The following is a 13,796-nucleotide window of genomic DNA, read 5'->3' as shown; positions in this document are numbered from 1 at the left end:
ATGACCGCCGACCAGGCACTGAACGACGCCCCCACGACCCACCAGGGCATCCTGGACTTCGTCGCGGAGGTCGCGGCGATGACCAAGCCCGACGCCATCTACTGGTGCACCGGCTCCGACGACGAGTGGACCATGCTGACCGACGCGCTCGTCGGCACCGGCACGTTCACCCAGCTCAACCCGAGCATCAAGCCGAACTCCTACTACGCGGCCTCCGACCCCATCGACGTGGCGCGCGTCGAGGACCGCACCTACATCTGCTCGGTCGACGAGAAGGACTGCGGGCCCACCAACAACTGGATGGCGCCCGACGAGATGAAGTCGATCATGCGCGGTCTCTACGACGGCTGCATGACCGGTCGCACCATGTACGTCATCCCCTTCGTGATGGGTCACCTCGACGCCGAGAAGCCGATGTTCGGCATCGAGCTCACCGACTCCGCCTACGTCACCGCCTCGATGCGCGTCATGGCCCGGATGGGCTCCAAGGTGCTCGAGCGCATGACCGAGCTGGACGCCGACTTCGTGCAGGCCGTGCACTCGGTGGGCCACCCCCTCGCCGAGGGCGAGCCCGACGTGAAGTGGCCCTGCAACGACACCAAGTACATCGTGCAGTTCCCCGAGGAGCGCGCGATCTGGTCGTTCGGCTCCGGGTACGGCGGCAACGCGCTGCTGGGCAAGAAGTGCTACGCGCTGCGCATCGCCTCGGTGATGGCGCGCGACGAGGGCTGGCTCGCCGAGCACATGCTGATCCTCAAGCTCACCAGCCCCCAGGGGGTCACCAAGTACGTCGCCGCGGCCTTCCCGAGCGCCTGCGGCAAGACCAACCTCGCGATGCTGCAGCCCACCATCCCGGGCTGGAAGGTCGAGACCCTCGGCGACGACATCGCTTGGATGCGCATCGGCGAGGACGGCCGCCTGTGGGCCGTCAACCCCGAGTACGGCTTCTTCGGCGTGGCGCCGGGCACCAACGAGCACACCAACCCCAACGCCATGCGCACCATCAACAAGGGCAACTCGGTCTTCACCAACGTCGCGCTCACCGAGGACGGCGACGTGTGGTGGGAGGGCCTGGAGAACCCGCCGGCCAAGGCGACCTCGTGGAAGGGCGAGCCCTGGACGCCCGAGTCCGAGGAGCTCTCCAGCCACCCCAACAGCCGCTACTGCACCCCGATCAAGCAGTGCGACATCCTCGCTGCCGAGTACGACGACCCGCGCGGCGTCCCGATCGACGCGATCCTCTTCGGTGGTCGCCGCAAGACCACCGTCCCGCTGGTCTTCGAGGCCCGCGACTGGACCCACGGCACCTTCCTCGGCGCGACGCTGTCGTCGGAGACCACCGCCGCCGCGACCGGCGCGGTCGGCGTGGTGCGCCGCGACCCGATGGCGATGCTGCCCTTCATCGGCTACAACGCCGGTGACTACTTCAGCCACTGGATCAACGTCGGCAAGGACAACGACGCCTCCAAGCTGCCGCGGATCTTCTACGTCAACTGGTTCCGCCGCGACGACGAGGGCGGCTTCCTGTGGCCCGGCTTCGGCGAGAACAGCCGCGTGCTGAAGTGGGTCGTGGAGCGCATCGACGGCCAGGCCGCCGCGGTCGAGACCCCGATCGGCCACGTGCCGACCCCCGAGGCGCTCGACACCGACGGCCTCGACATGAGCGAGGCCGCCCTGGCCGCCGCGCTCGAGGTCGACGCCGAGGAGTGGAAGGCCGAGATCCCGCAGATCCAGGAATGGTTCGAGAAGTTCGGCGACGACCTCCCCGGCGTGCTGTGGAGCGAGCTCGACGGCCTCAAGGCCCGCCTGGGCGTCTGAGCCCCCGCGGCACCTCAGCAGGTCACGACGGACCCCGCCCCCGCTCCGGGGGCGGGGTCCGCTGCGTCGAGCGCCCGCGGTGTCGACTGCCCCCGGGGGTGTGCGAGGTGTGACAGGATCGAGCCCCTCGGAGACCCAGCCCCAGGCAGACCCCCCCCACGCCCCCCAGGAGGAACAGGTGTCGAGCTACGGCCCCGAGCAGCGAACGCTCCTGGAGTCGCAGGCGGCCCCGTTGTACGAGGCTGCCGTCACCGAGGGCGGGCTGCGCGTCGACGACCCCCGCGTCGCCGACGGCGCCGAGACCCGCCCCGCGTTCGACCTGCTGCTCGAGCTCGGTCTCCTGCACCTCGACCCCGAGGGCGCGTCGTACCTGCCCGAGGACCCGGCCAGCGTGCAGTCAAGGGTCGTCTCCCCGCTCAGCCAGGACGGCAGCCGGCTGCTCGAGGAGTCCTCGCAGTGGGCGCGCGCCTTCGGCGGGCTGGCCCAGACCTGGCGCCGGGCCCCCCAGAGCGAGCGCGGTGGCCCGTTCACCTACCTGCGCGACCACGCCATCAGCACCTACCTGGAGGGCCTGGTGGCCGAGGTCGAGGAGGAGATGCTCACCGCGCAACCCCAGGCCGGCCGCGACGCCGCGACCCTCGAGGCCGCGGCCCGCCGCGACATCGCCGCCCTCGACCGGGGCGTGCGGATCCGCACGCTCTACCAGCACAGCGCGCGGCGCAGCACCGTCACGCACCGCTACGTCGCGTCCGTGACCGAGCGGGGCGCCGAGGTCCGCACGCTCGACGAGTTCTTCAACCGGATGATCGTCGTGGACCGGCGTGTCGCGGTGATCCCCGGCGGTGACGACCTCCGGGTGGCGATCGCGGTGCGCGAGCCGTCGGTGGTCGCCTACCTCGTCGACGTCTTCGAGCGGGCCTGGGAGCGTGGCCGGGCCTTCACCAACAAGGAGTCCTCGCTGCTCAAGGACATCGCCGTCGAGCAGCGGCAGATGACGATCCGGATGCTGATCGAGGGCCACGCCGACCCGGTCAGCGCGAAGCGGCTGGGGGTCAGCCCGCGGACCTACGCGGGGTACGTCGCCGACCTCAAGGACGAGTACGAGGCCGAGACCCGCTTCCAGCTCGGCTACACGATGGGCCGCCTGGGGCTCTCGGGCACCGACGCGGACGCCGAGTCCGCCCAGGGCGACGACGCAGCCGACCGGGAGCGCTGAGGACGCACGAGAGGCCCCACCGGGACGGATGGGGCCTCTCGTGCGCGGCGACGCCGCAGCGGGGGACTCAGGTCAGGTGGACCGGGGGACGCCGGTCACGGAGCCTGGCGGCAGTAGCCGCCACAACCCCAGCTGCTGTCCCGAGCCTCGGCCGGGGACATGAGACCGAGCAGGCTGACGGTGACGGCGGCGGAGGCGACGACCACGCCGGCCTTGCGAACGATCTTCATGGGGAACCTTCCTCGCAACTCTTGTCGGACCAGGTCATGGCCCTGGAACGCCAAGTGTGCCCCAGGAGCGGTGCGGGGAGACCGTGCTCGTTGCCCCAGGTTCCTGCAATGCACAAACCTGCAGGACGACCCAGGTGGTCCCGCACGCACCGCGGGACCCGGGCATGGCACGACCCCCGCTGGTCGAGGACCTGCGGGGGTCGTGCGCTGGCGGAGGCGGAGGGATTTGAACCCTCGATGGGGTTGTAGCCCCAAACCCGCTTAGCAGGCGGGCGCCATAGACCGGACTAGGCGACGCCTCCCGGCAGCGCCGACAGGCTACAAGGCCGGGGCCGCCCGCCACCAATCAGGGGCGTCGGGCACCGCGGCGGCCGGGTGGCGAGGTCTCAGCCGAGGGGCCGGTGGCCCTGGCCGGCGCGCAGCCTACGCTGCATCTCGCGCACGAACTGCTCGCGGTCGAGGGCCAGCGCCTGCACCGGGATCGTGGTGCTGCGCCCCTCGCCCAGCTCCAGCACCAGGCAGTCGATGTCGTGGCGCCGGGCGGTCCCGGCCTCGACGACCTCGCTCCACCGCGCACGCTTGACCCCGGCGCCGCGCACCGGCCCCACGACGTACCCGTCCTCCTCGGCCCGCAGGACGTAGGCGCGGTTGCGCAGCCACCAGCCCAGCCAGAAGACGCCCAGCAGCGCCAGGACCAGCAGCACGACCAGGACGTCGGCGTTGACCCCGGTCATCGCGACCAGCGCGGTACCGACGAACATGACCAGCCCGAGACCGATCACGCTCAGGCCGACCAGGCGCACCGTGAAGGACTGCGCGAAGCGGTAGTCGTAGGGGGTCGGGAGCGGCGCGTCGGGCATGACTCGATTCCACACCACCCCGCGCGCGGGGCGCCACCCGGGCGGTCGGTGGCGGTCTTCTAGAGTGACCTGGCACGCGCCGCCAGCGGCGCGGGCACGGAGGGGTGCCGGAGTGGCCTATCGGAACCGCCTTGAAAGCGGTCGTAGGGAGACCTACCGCGGGTTCGAATCCCGCCCCCTCTGCCAGGACCTCAGCGGGTGAGGGTGAGCAGCAGGTCGCCCTCCTGGACGACGTCGCCGGGGGCGACCTTGATCGCCACGACGGTGCCGGCGAGCTCGGCGATGACGGGGATCTCCATCTTCATCGACTCCAGCAGCACCACGGTGTCGCCGACCTCGACGTGCTCCCCCGCGGCCACGGCCACCTCGAGCACGTTGGCCACCATCTCCGCCACGATCTGCGTCACCTGTTCGCGAGCCACCTCTCGAACCTAACCGTTACCGGCAGGTACGCCGGATCCGTGCACCCGGCGACGCCCCTGCGGCGGGGCGTGGTCTCAGAGCAGGGCCTGGCCGCGGGCCGGCTCGGGACGACCGGCCGCCCGCTCCTCGGCGCGGCGGGCCCGTCGCCCCCGGGGGCCGGTCAGGCGCAGGTCGAGGCGGATCAGCGCGGCACCGATCAGCAGCCCGATCACCAGGCCGTAGACGATGGAGAGACCGACCTCGAGCAGGGCCACCGACGGGTTCATCATCGAGCTGGCCACCGAGGCGGTGGCGGCGACACCGAAGGCGCTGACCCACCAGCCCTGCCGGCGACGGGCGCGCATGTGGCAGCCCCACACCAGCGCGGGCACGCCCAGCACGGTGGCGATCGGGCGCGGGAAGGCACCCAGGTTCTCGCGCGACCAGCGCACCCCGTCGAGGAGGTCGGTGACCACCTCGCCGGGCCCGTAGCGCCGCAGCAGCTCGGCGTACGCCAGGGTCAGCAGCAGCACCGCGCCGCCGACCAGCACGATCAGCAGCCCGCGGCGGCCCAGGCCGTGGAAGCCGGCGCCGAGGCGGAAGACCAGCGCGAAGACGGCCACCAGGGCCAGGCCGAGGGTCGCGTACTCGAAGCTGACGACGCTGATGACGGGCTCGAAGCCGACCACCGCGAGGGCGCCCACGGCCGCCACGCCCGTGGCCAGCACCGCCTCGCGGGCGGCGTGGCGCAGCCGGCGGGCAGGCACGGTGCCCATCACGGCCAGCACCGCGGAGACCACGCAGGTCCAGACCGCGGCGCCGGTGCGCAGCCGGTCCTCGTCCAGGACCAGCACCGCCACGCCCACGGCGACCGCGAGCGTGCCGAAGACGACGGGGCGACCTCCGGCACGGGCCACCAGGGCCCAGGTGAAGGCACCGGAGACGGCGACCGAACCGGCGCCGGGCAGCCACGCGGGGCCGACCCCGACCACGCCGGTCACGAGAGCCGCGAGCCCGGCGACGACGGCGACCGCCCAGGCGACCAGGGGCCAGCGCGAGGCCGCCAACCGGTCGACCGCGTCGCTGGCCTGCGCGATGCGGGTGGAGACGGCTGGGGACACGACGAGGAAGGCTACAACCGACGGTTGGCCAGCGACGGGTTGGTGCGCCGCGCCTCGGCCAGCCGAGCGAGGTCCACCACACCCGCGACCAGGCCGGCGTCGTCGCCGGCCTCGGCGAGCACGTCGCCCAGGGGGTCGACCAGCATCGAGTGGCCGCTGTAGCGCGGCGCGGGCTGGCCGGCGGCGGCGACGTACACCGTGTTCTCGATGGCGCGGGCGCGCAGCAGGGTGCGCCAGTGCTCGACCTTGCGCTCGCCGGCCACCCAGGCCGCCGGGACCACCAGCAGCTCGGCGCCCGCGTCGACCAGCAGGCGCGCGAGCTCGGGGAAGCGCAGGTCGTAGCAGGTCATCAGCCCGACCTTGACCCCGCCGACCTCGAAGACCGCCGGGGTCGGCTCGCCGGCGCTGAGCCGGTCGGACTCCCGGTAGCCGAAGGAGTCGTAGAGGTGGATCTTGCGGTACTCCGCCTGCGCCGCGCCGCGCACCAGCAGGGTGTTCCACGGCCGCTCGGGGTCGGGTCCGGTCTCGAACATGCCCGCCACGACCGTCGTACGCCGCTCGTGCGCGACCCGGGCCAGCTCGGAGCCGAACGGCCCGTCGACAGGTTCTGCGTCGGCGCTGACGTCGGAACCGGCCGGGCCGAAGTCGCGGGCGAAGGCCTCGGGCAGCACCACCAGGTCGTGCCCCTCGGGCACCAGCTGCTCGAGGCGGGCACGGTTGGCCCCGGGGTCGGTGTCGGAGGCCTCCTGGACCAGGGCGACGCGCAGCGTGGTCATGGACCCAGCCTGCCACCGTCGGCCGGTGCTGCCATCCTGGTGGGCATGAGCGAGACCGCCGCGTTCAGCGCCGTCGTGCTCGCGGGAGGCACCGCGGTGCGCCTCGACGGCGCCGACAAGGCCTCCGTGGAGCTGCACGGCCGCACCCTGCTGACCCATGCGCTCGACGCGTGCCTCGACGCCGCCGAGGTCGTCGTGGTCGGGGACCCGGTGCCCACGCACCGCCCGGTCACCTTCACCCGCGAGGACCCGCGCCACGGCGGGCCGGTGGCCGCGCTGCTGACCGGCCGCGACGCGCTGCTGCGCCCGACCCGCACCCTGGGCGTGCTCGCCGTCGACATGCCCCATGTGGGCCCTTCGACCTTCGACCGGCTGCGCCACGCCGCGACGGGGCGCGACGGGGCGGTGCTGGTCGCGCCGGACGGCCGCCACGCGCTGGCGCTCGTGGTGCAGCTCGACCGGCTCGACGACGTACGACCCTCGCTGGAGGAGCAGCACGGCATGGCCCTGCGCCGCCTGCTGGGCCGCCTCGACCTCGCCGAGGTGGCCTCGGTCGGGCGCGAGCACCGCGACGTCGACACCTGGGCCGACCTGCGCGACCTCGCCGACGGCTGACACCGCCCCGCCCCGCCCCCAGGGTCGTGGTCCGGGTCGTGGCCCGGGTCGTGGCCCGGGTCGTGGTCCGGGTCGTGGCCCGGGTCGTGGCCCCTGGACGCGCCTGGACGCGTCCTCAGCCACACGACCCGACCCACGACTCCACCCACGACGCGGACCACGACCCAGGAGGTCTTGCGCCGGGCGGTTCGGGTCGGGAGGCTGTGGACGTGAACCTGCACGACTGGATCGACGAGCTCTGCGACGCGCTCGACCTCGACGCCGAGGTCGACGAGACGCTGCTGCTCGACCTGGCCCGCGACGTCGCCCACGCCGTGACCCGACCGGCGGCCCCGCTGTCGGCGTACCTGCTCGGTCTGGCCGCCGGCGCCAAGGGCGGTGACCCCGCGGTGGTGGAGGAGCTGGCCGAGCGGGTCCGCGCCCTGGCCGACGGGTGGGACCAGCCCGCGACCGCGGCCGCCGACGAGCTCGACGGCCCCGACGGCCCCGGCGGCACCGACGACGCCGAGGACGAGCTCGACGGGGCGGCCGACCCGCTGACCGAGATCGAGGACCTCGACGACCTCCTGGGCCGCGACCCCGAGCCGGACGCCGGTACGGGGTCGAGCGCGGGAGCGGGCGAGGAGGAGTAGCCGCGGCCCCTAGGGTGGGGCCATGCGTGCTGTCGTCGCCGACGGGTCCGGCGGACCCGAGATCCTGTCCGTGGCCGAGCTCCCCGACCCGATCCCCGGGCCGGGCGAGGTGCTGGTGGAGGTGGCCGCGGCCGGCCTCAACCGCGCCGACCTGTTGCAGCGCCAGGGCTTCTACCCGCCGCCGCCCGGCGTCTCCGAGGTGATCGGCATGGAGTGCTCCGGCACCGTCGCGGCGCTCGGCGAGGGCGTCGAGGGCTGGGCGGTGGGCGACGAGGTCTGCTGCCTGCTCGCCGGCGGCGGCTACGCGTCGTACGTCGTGGTGCCGGCCGGGCAGGTGATGCCGGTGCCCGCGGGCGTCGACCTGGTCACGGCCGCGGCGCTGCCCGAGGTGGCGGCGACGGTGTGGTCCAACGTGTTCATGGTGGCCGGCCTGCGCCCCGACGAGTCGCTGCTGGTGCACGGCGGCGCCGGTGGCATCGGGACCTTCGCCATCCAGCTCGCCCACGCGATGGGCGCCCGGGTCCTCACCACCGGCGGCACCCCGGAGAAGCTGGCGTTCTGCCGCGAGCTCGGCGCCGACGTGGCCATCGACTACCGCGAGCAGGACTTCGTCGAGGTGGTGCGCGAGAGCACCGACGGCGGTGTCGACGTGGTCCTCGACAACATGGGGGCCAAGTACCTGGCCCGCAACGTCGACGCCCTCGCCCTCGAGGGACGCCTCGTGGTCATCGGCATGCAGGGCGGCACCAAGGCCGAGCTCGACCTCGGCGTGCTGCTGCGCAAGCGGGGCGCGGTCATCGCCACCTCGCTGCGCTCGCGCCCGGTCGAGGACAAGTCAGCGATCTGCGCCGCGGTCGTCGAGCACGTGTGGCCGCTGGTCGCCGACGGGTCGGTGCGTCCGGTCGTGCACGGCACGATGCCGCTCGAGCAGGTGCGGGAGGCGCACGAGCTGATGGGCTCGGGGTCGCACACCGGCAAGATCCTGCTCACCCTGTAGGGCCGCACCACCGCCGGGTGCCGCCTCCTAGGCTGGGGCCCATGACCCAGGAGCCCGACGCCCAGGACCAGCCCCAGGACCAGCCCCCGACCGAGCGCACCGGCGCTCCCGCCGGGGAGCAGGAGCAGCACGTCGTGATCGTCGGGCCCGACGGCCAGCCCCTGGCCACCATGCCGGCCTCCGCGCTCAACCTGGCCACCGCGCAGGACGATGACGACGACGAGGCCGGGGAGCGCTCCATCACCGAGCTGGTCGAGCAACCCGCCAAGGTGATGCGCATCGGCAGCATGATCAAGCAGCTGCTCGAGGAGGTGAAGGCCGCTCCTCTCGACGAGGCCAGCCGCCAGCGGCTCAAGGGCATCCACCAGGCCTCGATCGCCGAGCTCGAGGACGGCCTGGCCCCCGAGCTCGTCGAGGAGCTCGACCGGCTCTCCCTGCCCTTCACCGAGGACGGCATCCCCAGCGAGGGCGAGCTGCGCATCGCCCAGGCCCAGCTGGTGGGCTGGCTCGAGGGGCTCTTCCACGGCATCCAGACCGCGATCTACGCCCAGCAGATGGCCGCGAAGGCGCAGTTCGAGCAGATGCGCCGCAGCCTGCCCGCCGGTCCCGGCGGCCACGGCCACCCCGGTCAGCCCGGTCAGCCCGGCCAGGGCGGGGACCCCGGCGTCCAGCCCGGCGACTCCGGCGGCATGTACCTCTGACCTGTCGCGGCCACCACGCCGACCCGTCGCATCTCCCACTGACCCGGCCCATATCTCTCACCGACCCGGCCCATATCTCTCACCGACCCGGCCCATATCTCTCACCGACCCGGCCTGGATCTCCCGTCGAGCCGGCTCACAGCTGCGCGGGAAGATGTGCGCCGGGTCAGCGGGAAGTATGCGCCGGGTCAGGCTGAGATCTGCGCCGGGTCAGCGCGAAGTATGCGCCGGGTCAGGGGGAGATCTGCGCCGGGTCGGCGGGGCGTGGTCAGTGGCGGCCGAGGCGGCGGGCCAGGACCAGGCCCAGGGTGCCGATGAGCACCAGCGCGGCGCCGGGGGCCAGGGCGCGGGTCAGCGGGGTGGGCTCGTCGAGCTCGAGGCGCTCGAACTCGGCCGAGGGCGGCTCGGCGGCCACCGGGGGCTTGGGGTTGGGGAAGATGTCCTCGACCTCGCGCAGCAGCGCCGCGTCGCTGGCGGCCGTGCCGCTGTCGCCGGCGGCCACGAAGACGCCCTCGGTGTCGGGGTCGGCGCTGACGAAGAAGACGTACGTCGTCCCGTCCTGGAGCCGCCCCAGGTCGCAGCCGCCCGAGCTGCGGGTCGTCATCACCTCGACCTCGATGTCGGTGATGCGGCTGGTGCCCTTGTAGACCAGGTCGACCGCGACCTGGTGGGTCAGGTCGACGCCGCGCTGCCCGCCGGAGCGGCGCTCGGCGCTGCTGGAGACGACCGAGCCGGTGAAGACCGCCGCGGCCTGGCGCGCCTGCGAGCTGACGGTGGTGTCGCTGTCGCACTTCTCGCCCGTCGCCCCGGCGGGGGCCAGCAGCGCCCCGAGGCCCAGCAGCAGGGCCGAGCCCAGCAGCACCGCGACCAGCAGGGTGGCGAGCACGCCGACCGGCCCGGAGGGGCGCGGGGTCACGGGGCGGGGGCTCGGCACGGTGACATGAGACCAGATCACAGGTCGAACACACCAGCCAGGACCCGCGCCACGCCGTCCTCGTCGTGGCCCGGCGCGACGTGGTCGGCGACTGCGGTGACGGTGTGGTGCGCGTCGGCCATGGCGTACGACGTGCCGGCCCAGCCCAGCATCGGCAGGTCGTTGGGCATGTCCCCGAAGGCGATCACGTCGGCGGCCTCGATGCCGCGCTCGGCGCACAGCAGCTCGAGGGTGGAGGCCTTGGTGACCTCCGGCCCGCTGATCTCGAGCAGGGTCGTCGAGGACGACCAGGTCACCACCAGCCGCCCGCCGGTGACCTCCTCGGCGACGTCCCAGAACTCCTGCGGCTCCAGCTCCTCGTGGCGCGCCAGCAGCTTGAGCGCCGGCGCGTCGAAGAGCTCCTCGACCGGGGCGCGGCGCGCCGCGTCGGGCACCTGGTAGCGCTCCATGAAGCCCGGCTCGAGCTCGATGCCCCGCATCGTCTCGACGGCGTACGCCGTACCCGGCACGGCCGCGCGCAGCGCCGCGCAGACCTCGAGCCCCAGGTCGGGCTGGATCGGCCGCTCGAGCACGGCCCGGTCGCCGGTGACGTCCCAGACCAGCGCGCCGTTGGAGATGATCGCCAGCCCGTGGGCGCCCACGTGCTCGAAGACGTCGGCGGCCCAGCGCAGCGGGCGGCCGGTGACGAAGACGACCGGCACGTCGCGCCGGTCGAGCTCGAGCAGCACCTCGCGGGTGTACGCCGACACGGTGCCGTCGCTGCGCACCAGCGTGCCGTCGAGGTCGGTGGCGACCAGCCGGGGCAGCCGGGGCAGCCTGCTCACGAGTCCCCCGCGGACGACACCGGCGGCGCCGGCAGCGGGCGCACCATCACCAGGCGCCCGTCCTCGTCGGAGCCGCGCAGCCCGGTGAAGCCGCAGCGGGCCAGCACCCGCAGGCTGGCGCGGTTGTCGGGCCGCACGGCGGCGCGCACCCGCACGCCGACCCCGTCGAGGGCGGCCACCAACCCGGCGAGCGCCTCGCTGGCGAAGCCCCAGCCGCGGGCCTGTGCCACCAGCCCGAAGCCGACCTCGACCTCGGGCACGTCGTCGGCGGCCGGCGCGGGCGGGCCGAAGCAGCCGATCGAGCCGAGCACGGTGGTGCCGCGCACGACGTGGCGCGGGCTCCAGGCGCTGTGCGGCACGTAGAGGGTCGCGGCGTCGCCGTCGTCGGCCTGCGGGTAGTCGGCGTGCCACTCGGGACGCCGCCGGCCCGCGGCGATGTCGGCGGCCTCGCCGGGGCTCCACACCGGCAGCAGCAGCCGCTCGGTGCGGATCTCCAGCGGGGGCGCGGCGGGGCCGCTCATGCCGGCCAGTACCGGGACATCTCGACGGCCGCACCGTCCTCGTCGACGGTCGCGGTCACCGCGTCGGCGGCGGAGCGGACCTCCTCGATCGCCTGGCCCATCGCCACGCCCCGCCCGGCCCACGCGAGCATCTCGAGGTCGTTGCGGCCGTCGCCGATGGCCAGCACGTCGGAGGCGTCGACGCCCAGGTCGTCGCAGACCGCCGCCAGCCCGGAGGCCTTGGAGACCCCCACCGGGGCCAGGTCGAGCCAGGCGGTCCAGCCCACGACGTAGTCGGTGCCGTGCAGCCCGAGCCGCCCGGCGAGCGCGACGAAGTCGTCGACGGTGGCGTCGGGGTCGCGGATGATCACGCGGCTGACCGGCTCGGCGACCATGTCGTCGACGTCGCTGAGGATCATCTCGCCGGACAGCTCGCCCATCGGGAAGTGCCGGTTGACCCGGTAGCCGACCCCGCGCTCCTCGACCGCGACCAGCGCCCGCGGGTGCTCGGCCAGCACCGCCGCGACCGCGGCCCGGGCGTCGAAGGTCTCCTCGTGCACCACCTGCATCGGCGGGTAGCGGAAGACCACGGCCCCGTTGGAGGCCACCACCCACACCGGGGACTCCTCGGTGGCCAGGCCCAGCAGGTCGGCGACGCCGGTCATCCCGTCGGGCGAGCGGCCCGAGGCGAGCACGACGTGCGTGCCCGCCTCGCGCGCGCGGCGTACGGCGTCGTGGACCGCGGGGGTGATCTCCTCGTGGGAGGTGCCGGTGCCGTCGATCCAGCGCAGCAGGGTGCCGTCGATGTCGAGCGCGACCAGGCGCGGGGTCCAGGCCCCGCTCATCGCGCGACCGGCTCGAGGACCTTCAGCCCGCCCATGTGCGGCTGCAGCGCCTCGGGCACCCGCACCGAGCCGTCGGCCTGCTGGTGGGTCTCGAGGATCGCCACGATCGTGCGGGTCATCGCGCACAGGGTGCCGTTGAGGGTGGCGACCGGGCGCATCTCGCTGCCCGTCTCGGTGGCGAAGCGCCCGCGGGTGTCGAGACGACGGGTCTGGAAGTCGGTGCAGTTCGAGGTGGAGGTCAGCTCGCGGTACTTGCCCTGGGTGGGGATCCAGGCCTCGCAGTCGAACTTGCGGATCGCCGAGAGGCCCAGGTCGCCGGCGGCCACGTCGATGACCTGGTAGGCCAGCTCGAGCTTGTCGAGGAAGGCCTTCTCCCAGTCCAGCAGCCGCCGGTGCTCGGCCTCGGCGTCCTCGAGGGTGGTGTAGACGAACATCTCGACCTTGTCGAACCAGTGCACCCGGATGATGCCCTTGGTGTCCTTGCCGTGCGAGCCGGCCTCCTTGCGGAAGCAGGGACTGAACGCGGCGTAGCGCAGCGGCAGGTCGGCGCCGTCGAGGATCTCGTCGGAGTGGTAGGCCGCCATCGGCACCTCGGAGGTGCCCACGAGGTAGAGGTCCTCGCCCTCGATGCGGTAGACGTCGTCGGCGGCCTGGCCCAGGAAGCCGGTGCCCTCCATGGCGCGCGGGCGCACCAGCGAGGGCGGCACCACCTGGGTGAAGCCCTCGGCGCGGGCCTGCTCCATCGCCAGGTTGACCAGCGCCAGCTCGAGCTGGGCGCCGACGCCGGTGAGGAAGTAGAAGCGGCTGCCGGAGACCTTGGCGCCACGCTCGATGTCGATGGCGCCCAGCATCCGGCCGAGCTCGATGTGGTCGCGCGGCTCGAAGCCCTCGGCGGCGAAGTCGCGGGGCGTCCCGACCGTCTCGAGCACCACGAAGTCGTCCTCGCCGCCGGGCGGGGTCTCCTCCGAGGTCAGGTTCGGCATCGAGGACAGCGCCTCCTGCCAGGTCGCCTCGGCCTCGACCTGGGCGGCCTCGGCGGCCTTCACGTCGGCGGCCAGGGTCTTGGTCTGCGCCAGCAGCGCCTGCTTCTCCTCGCCCTGGGCCTGCGGGATCTGCTTGCCGAGCTGCTTCTGCTCGGCCCGCCTGGTCTCGTACGACGCGATGGCGGCGCGGCGCGCGGTGTCGGCGGCCAGGGCGCGGTCGACCACCTCGGCGGACAGGCCGCGCTTGGCGAGCGAGGCTCGGACGCGGTCGGGGTCGTCGCGCAGGATGCGGGGATCGATCATGGGGAGAGGCTATCGCCGGGCCGAGCGGCGCCTCACCCC

Annotated in this window: 16 protein-coding genes and 2 tRNA genes; 7 read left to right on the top strand and 11 right to left on the bottom strand. The window is 73.6% G+C overall.

Going from position 1 to position 13,796, the window contains the following annotated elements:
• Both H0S66_RS08195 and H0S66_RS08190 read left to right on the top strand, forming a co-directional pair.
• Entirely contained in the window at positions 1–1,818 is a 1,818-nt protein-coding gene (locus H0S66_RS08195; RefSeq protein WP_179614953.1) for a phosphoenolpyruvate carboxykinase (GTP), read from the top strand.
• A 178-nt stretch (positions 1,819–1,996) separates the two neighbouring features.
• Entirely contained in the window at positions 1,997–3,034 is a 1,038-nt protein-coding gene (locus H0S66_RS08190; RefSeq protein ID WP_179614952.1) for a phospholipase D-like domain-containing protein, read from the top strand.
• Positions 3,035–3,129: 95 nt separating this feature from the next.
• On the opposite strand, the gene H0S66_RS20400 is transcribed toward H0S66_RS08190, so the two are convergent.
• From H0S66_RS20400 to H0S66_RS08180, 3 genes are all read right to left on the bottom strand, one after another.
• Complete coding sequence (locus H0S66_RS20400; RefSeq protein ID WP_258017165.1) at positions 3,130–3,264, bottom strand: hypothetical protein; 135 nt, start codon at positions 3,262–3,264, stop codon at positions 3,130–3,132.
• Positions 3,265–3,472: 208 nt separating this feature from the next.
• Positions 3,473–3,566: transfer RNA gene (locus H0S66_RS08185), tRNA-Ser, on the bottom strand.
• Between the two features lie 84 nt (positions 3,567–3,650).
• A complete protein-coding gene (locus H0S66_RS08180; protein ID WP_179614951.1) occupies positions 3,651–4,124 on the bottom strand; it encodes a hypothetical protein in 474 nt (157 codons plus the stop codon).
• A 98-nt stretch (positions 4,125–4,222) separates the two neighbouring features.
• On the opposite strand from H0S66_RS08180, the gene H0S66_RS08175 reads away from it, so the two are divergent.
• Positions 4,223–4,310 (top strand) — tRNA-Ser (locus H0S66_RS08175).
• Between the two features lie 5 nt (positions 4,311–4,315).
• Here the strand turns inward: H0S66_RS08175 and H0S66_RS08170 are convergent.
• The 3 genes from H0S66_RS08170 to H0S66_RS08160 all read right to left on the bottom strand — a co-directional run bounded on the left by H0S66_RS08170 (position 4,316) and on the right by H0S66_RS08160 (position 6,423).
• Complete coding sequence (locus tag H0S66_RS08170) at positions 4,316–4,546, bottom strand: biotin/lipoyl-binding carrier protein (RefSeq protein ID WP_179614950.1); 231 nt, start codon at positions 4,544–4,546, stop codon at positions 4,316–4,318.
• Positions 4,547–4,621: 75 nt separating this feature from the next.
• Complete coding sequence (locus H0S66_RS08165) at positions 4,622–5,647, bottom strand: hypothetical protein (RefSeq protein WP_179614949.1); 1,026 nt, start codon at positions 5,645–5,647, stop codon at positions 4,622–4,624.
• 11 nt (positions 5,648–5,658) lie between these two features.
• The gene (locus H0S66_RS08160; protein ID WP_179614948.1) at positions 5,659–6,423 is read right to left on the bottom strand and encodes a carbon-nitrogen hydrolase family protein; all 765 of its coding nucleotides are present in this window, start codon (positions 6,421–6,423) and stop codon (positions 5,659–5,661) included.
• A 45-nt stretch (positions 6,424–6,468) separates the two neighbouring features.
• Here H0S66_RS08160 and mobA point away from each other — a divergent pair, with 45 nt between their 5' ends.
• The 4 genes from mobA (at position 6,469) to H0S66_RS08140 (ending at position 9,368) form a co-directional block, all read left to right on the top strand.
• On the top strand, positions 6,469–7,038 hold the full coding sequence (mobA, locus tag H0S66_RS08155; RefSeq protein WP_179614947.1) for a molybdenum cofactor guanylyltransferase: 570 nt from the start codon (positions 6,469–6,471) through the stop codon (positions 7,036–7,038).
• 209 nt (positions 7,039–7,247) lie between these two features.
• Positions 7,248–7,670, top strand: a complete 423-nt coding sequence (locus tag H0S66_RS08150) for a DUF6457 domain-containing protein (RefSeq protein WP_179614946.1) — start codon at positions 7,248–7,250, stop codon at positions 7,668–7,670.
• Positions 7,671–7,692: 22 nt separating this feature from the next.
• Complete coding sequence (locus H0S66_RS08145; protein ID WP_179614945.1) at positions 7,693–8,667, top strand: NAD(P)H-quinone oxidoreductase; 975 nt, start codon at positions 7,693–7,695, stop codon at positions 8,665–8,667.
• A gap of 170 nt (positions 8,668–8,837) precedes the next feature.
• Positions 8,838–9,368, top strand: coding sequence for a bacterial proteasome activator family protein (locus H0S66_RS08140; RefSeq protein ID WP_179617266.1), 531 nt, complete (start codon positions 8,838–8,840; stop codon positions 9,366–9,368).
• A gap of 268 nt (positions 9,369–9,636) precedes the next feature.
• Here the strand turns inward: H0S66_RS08140 and H0S66_RS08135 are convergent, their stop codons facing one another.
• The 5 genes from H0S66_RS08135 to serS are packed head-to-tail and all read right to left on the bottom strand — an operon-like array spanning position 9,637 to position 13,757.
• Positions 9,637–10,302, bottom strand: a complete 666-nt coding sequence (locus tag H0S66_RS08135) for a hypothetical protein (protein ID WP_179614944.1) — start codon at positions 10,300–10,302, stop codon at positions 9,637–9,639.
• Between the two features lie 17 nt (positions 10,303–10,319).
• On the bottom strand, positions 10,320–11,126 hold the full coding sequence (locus tag H0S66_RS08130; protein ID WP_258017163.1) for an HAD family hydrolase: 807 nt from the start codon (positions 11,124–11,126) through the stop codon (positions 10,320–10,322).
• Positions 11,123–11,647 carry a GNAT family N-acetyltransferase gene (locus H0S66_RS08125; protein ID WP_179614943.1) on the bottom strand — a complete coding sequence of 175 codons (525 nt, stop codon included), beginning with the start codon at positions 11,645–11,647 and terminating at the stop codon, positions 11,123–11,125. Before H0S66_RS08125 ends, H0S66_RS08130 begins: the two co-directional genes overlap by 4 nt.
• The gene (locus H0S66_RS08120; RefSeq protein WP_246305417.1) at positions 11,644–12,447 is read right to left on the bottom strand and encodes an HAD family hydrolase; all 804 of its coding nucleotides are present in this window, start codon (positions 12,445–12,447) and stop codon (positions 11,644–11,646) included. The genes H0S66_RS08125 and H0S66_RS08120 overlap by 4 nt, the downstream gene beginning before the upstream one ends.
• A gap of 20 nt (positions 12,448–12,467) precedes the next feature.
• Positions 12,468–13,757, bottom strand: a complete 1,290-nt coding sequence (gene serS, locus H0S66_RS08115; RefSeq protein WP_179614941.1) for a serine--tRNA ligase — start codon at positions 13,755–13,757, stop codon at positions 12,468–12,470.
• Positions 13,758–13,796 lie beyond the last annotated feature (39 nt).

It is taken from the genome of Nocardioides marinisabuli, from assembly GCF_013466785.1.
GTDB classification, from domain to species: Bacteria; Actinomycetota; Actinomycetes; order Propionibacteriales; family Nocardioidaceae; genus Nocardioides; species Nocardioides marinisabuli.
The sequence above is the reverse complement of the archived record's forward strand: the minus strand, read 5'-3'. Positions and strand labels throughout refer to the sequence as shown.

Coding starts and splice junctions, on each gene's coding strand:
- H0S66_RS08195 (WP_179614953.1), top strand. CDS start 1: ATGACCGCCGACCAGGCACTGAACGACGCCCCCACGACCCACCAGGGC.
- H0S66_RS20400 (WP_258017165.1), bottom strand. CDS start 3,264: ATGAAGATCGTTCGCAAGGCCGGCGTGGTCGTCGCCTCCGCCGCCGTC.
- H0S66_RS08180 (WP_179614951.1), bottom strand. CDS start 4,124: ATGCCCGACGCGCCGCTCCCGACCCCCTACGACTACCGCTTCGCGCAG.
- H0S66_RS08160 (WP_179614948.1), bottom strand. CDS start 6,423: ATGACCACGCTGCGCGTCGCCCTGGTCCAGGAGGCCTCCGACACCGAC.
- mobA (WP_179614947.1), top strand. CDS start 6,469: ATGAGCGAGACCGCCGCGTTCAGCGCCGTCGTGCTCGCGGGAGGCACC.
- H0S66_RS08145 (WP_179614945.1), top strand. CDS start 7,693: ATGCGTGCTGTCGTCGCCGACGGGTCCGGCGGACCCGAGATCCTGTCC.
- H0S66_RS08140 (WP_179617266.1), top strand. CDS start 8,838: ATGCCGGCCTCCGCGCTCAACCTGGCCACCGCGCAGGACGATGACGAC.
- H0S66_RS08125 (WP_179614943.1), bottom strand. CDS start 11,647: ATGAGCGGCCCCGCCGCGCCCCCGCTGGAGATCCGCACCGAGCGGCTG.
- serS (WP_179614941.1), bottom strand. CDS start 13,757: ATGATCGATCCCCGCATCCTGCGCGACGACCCCGACCGCGTCCGAGCC.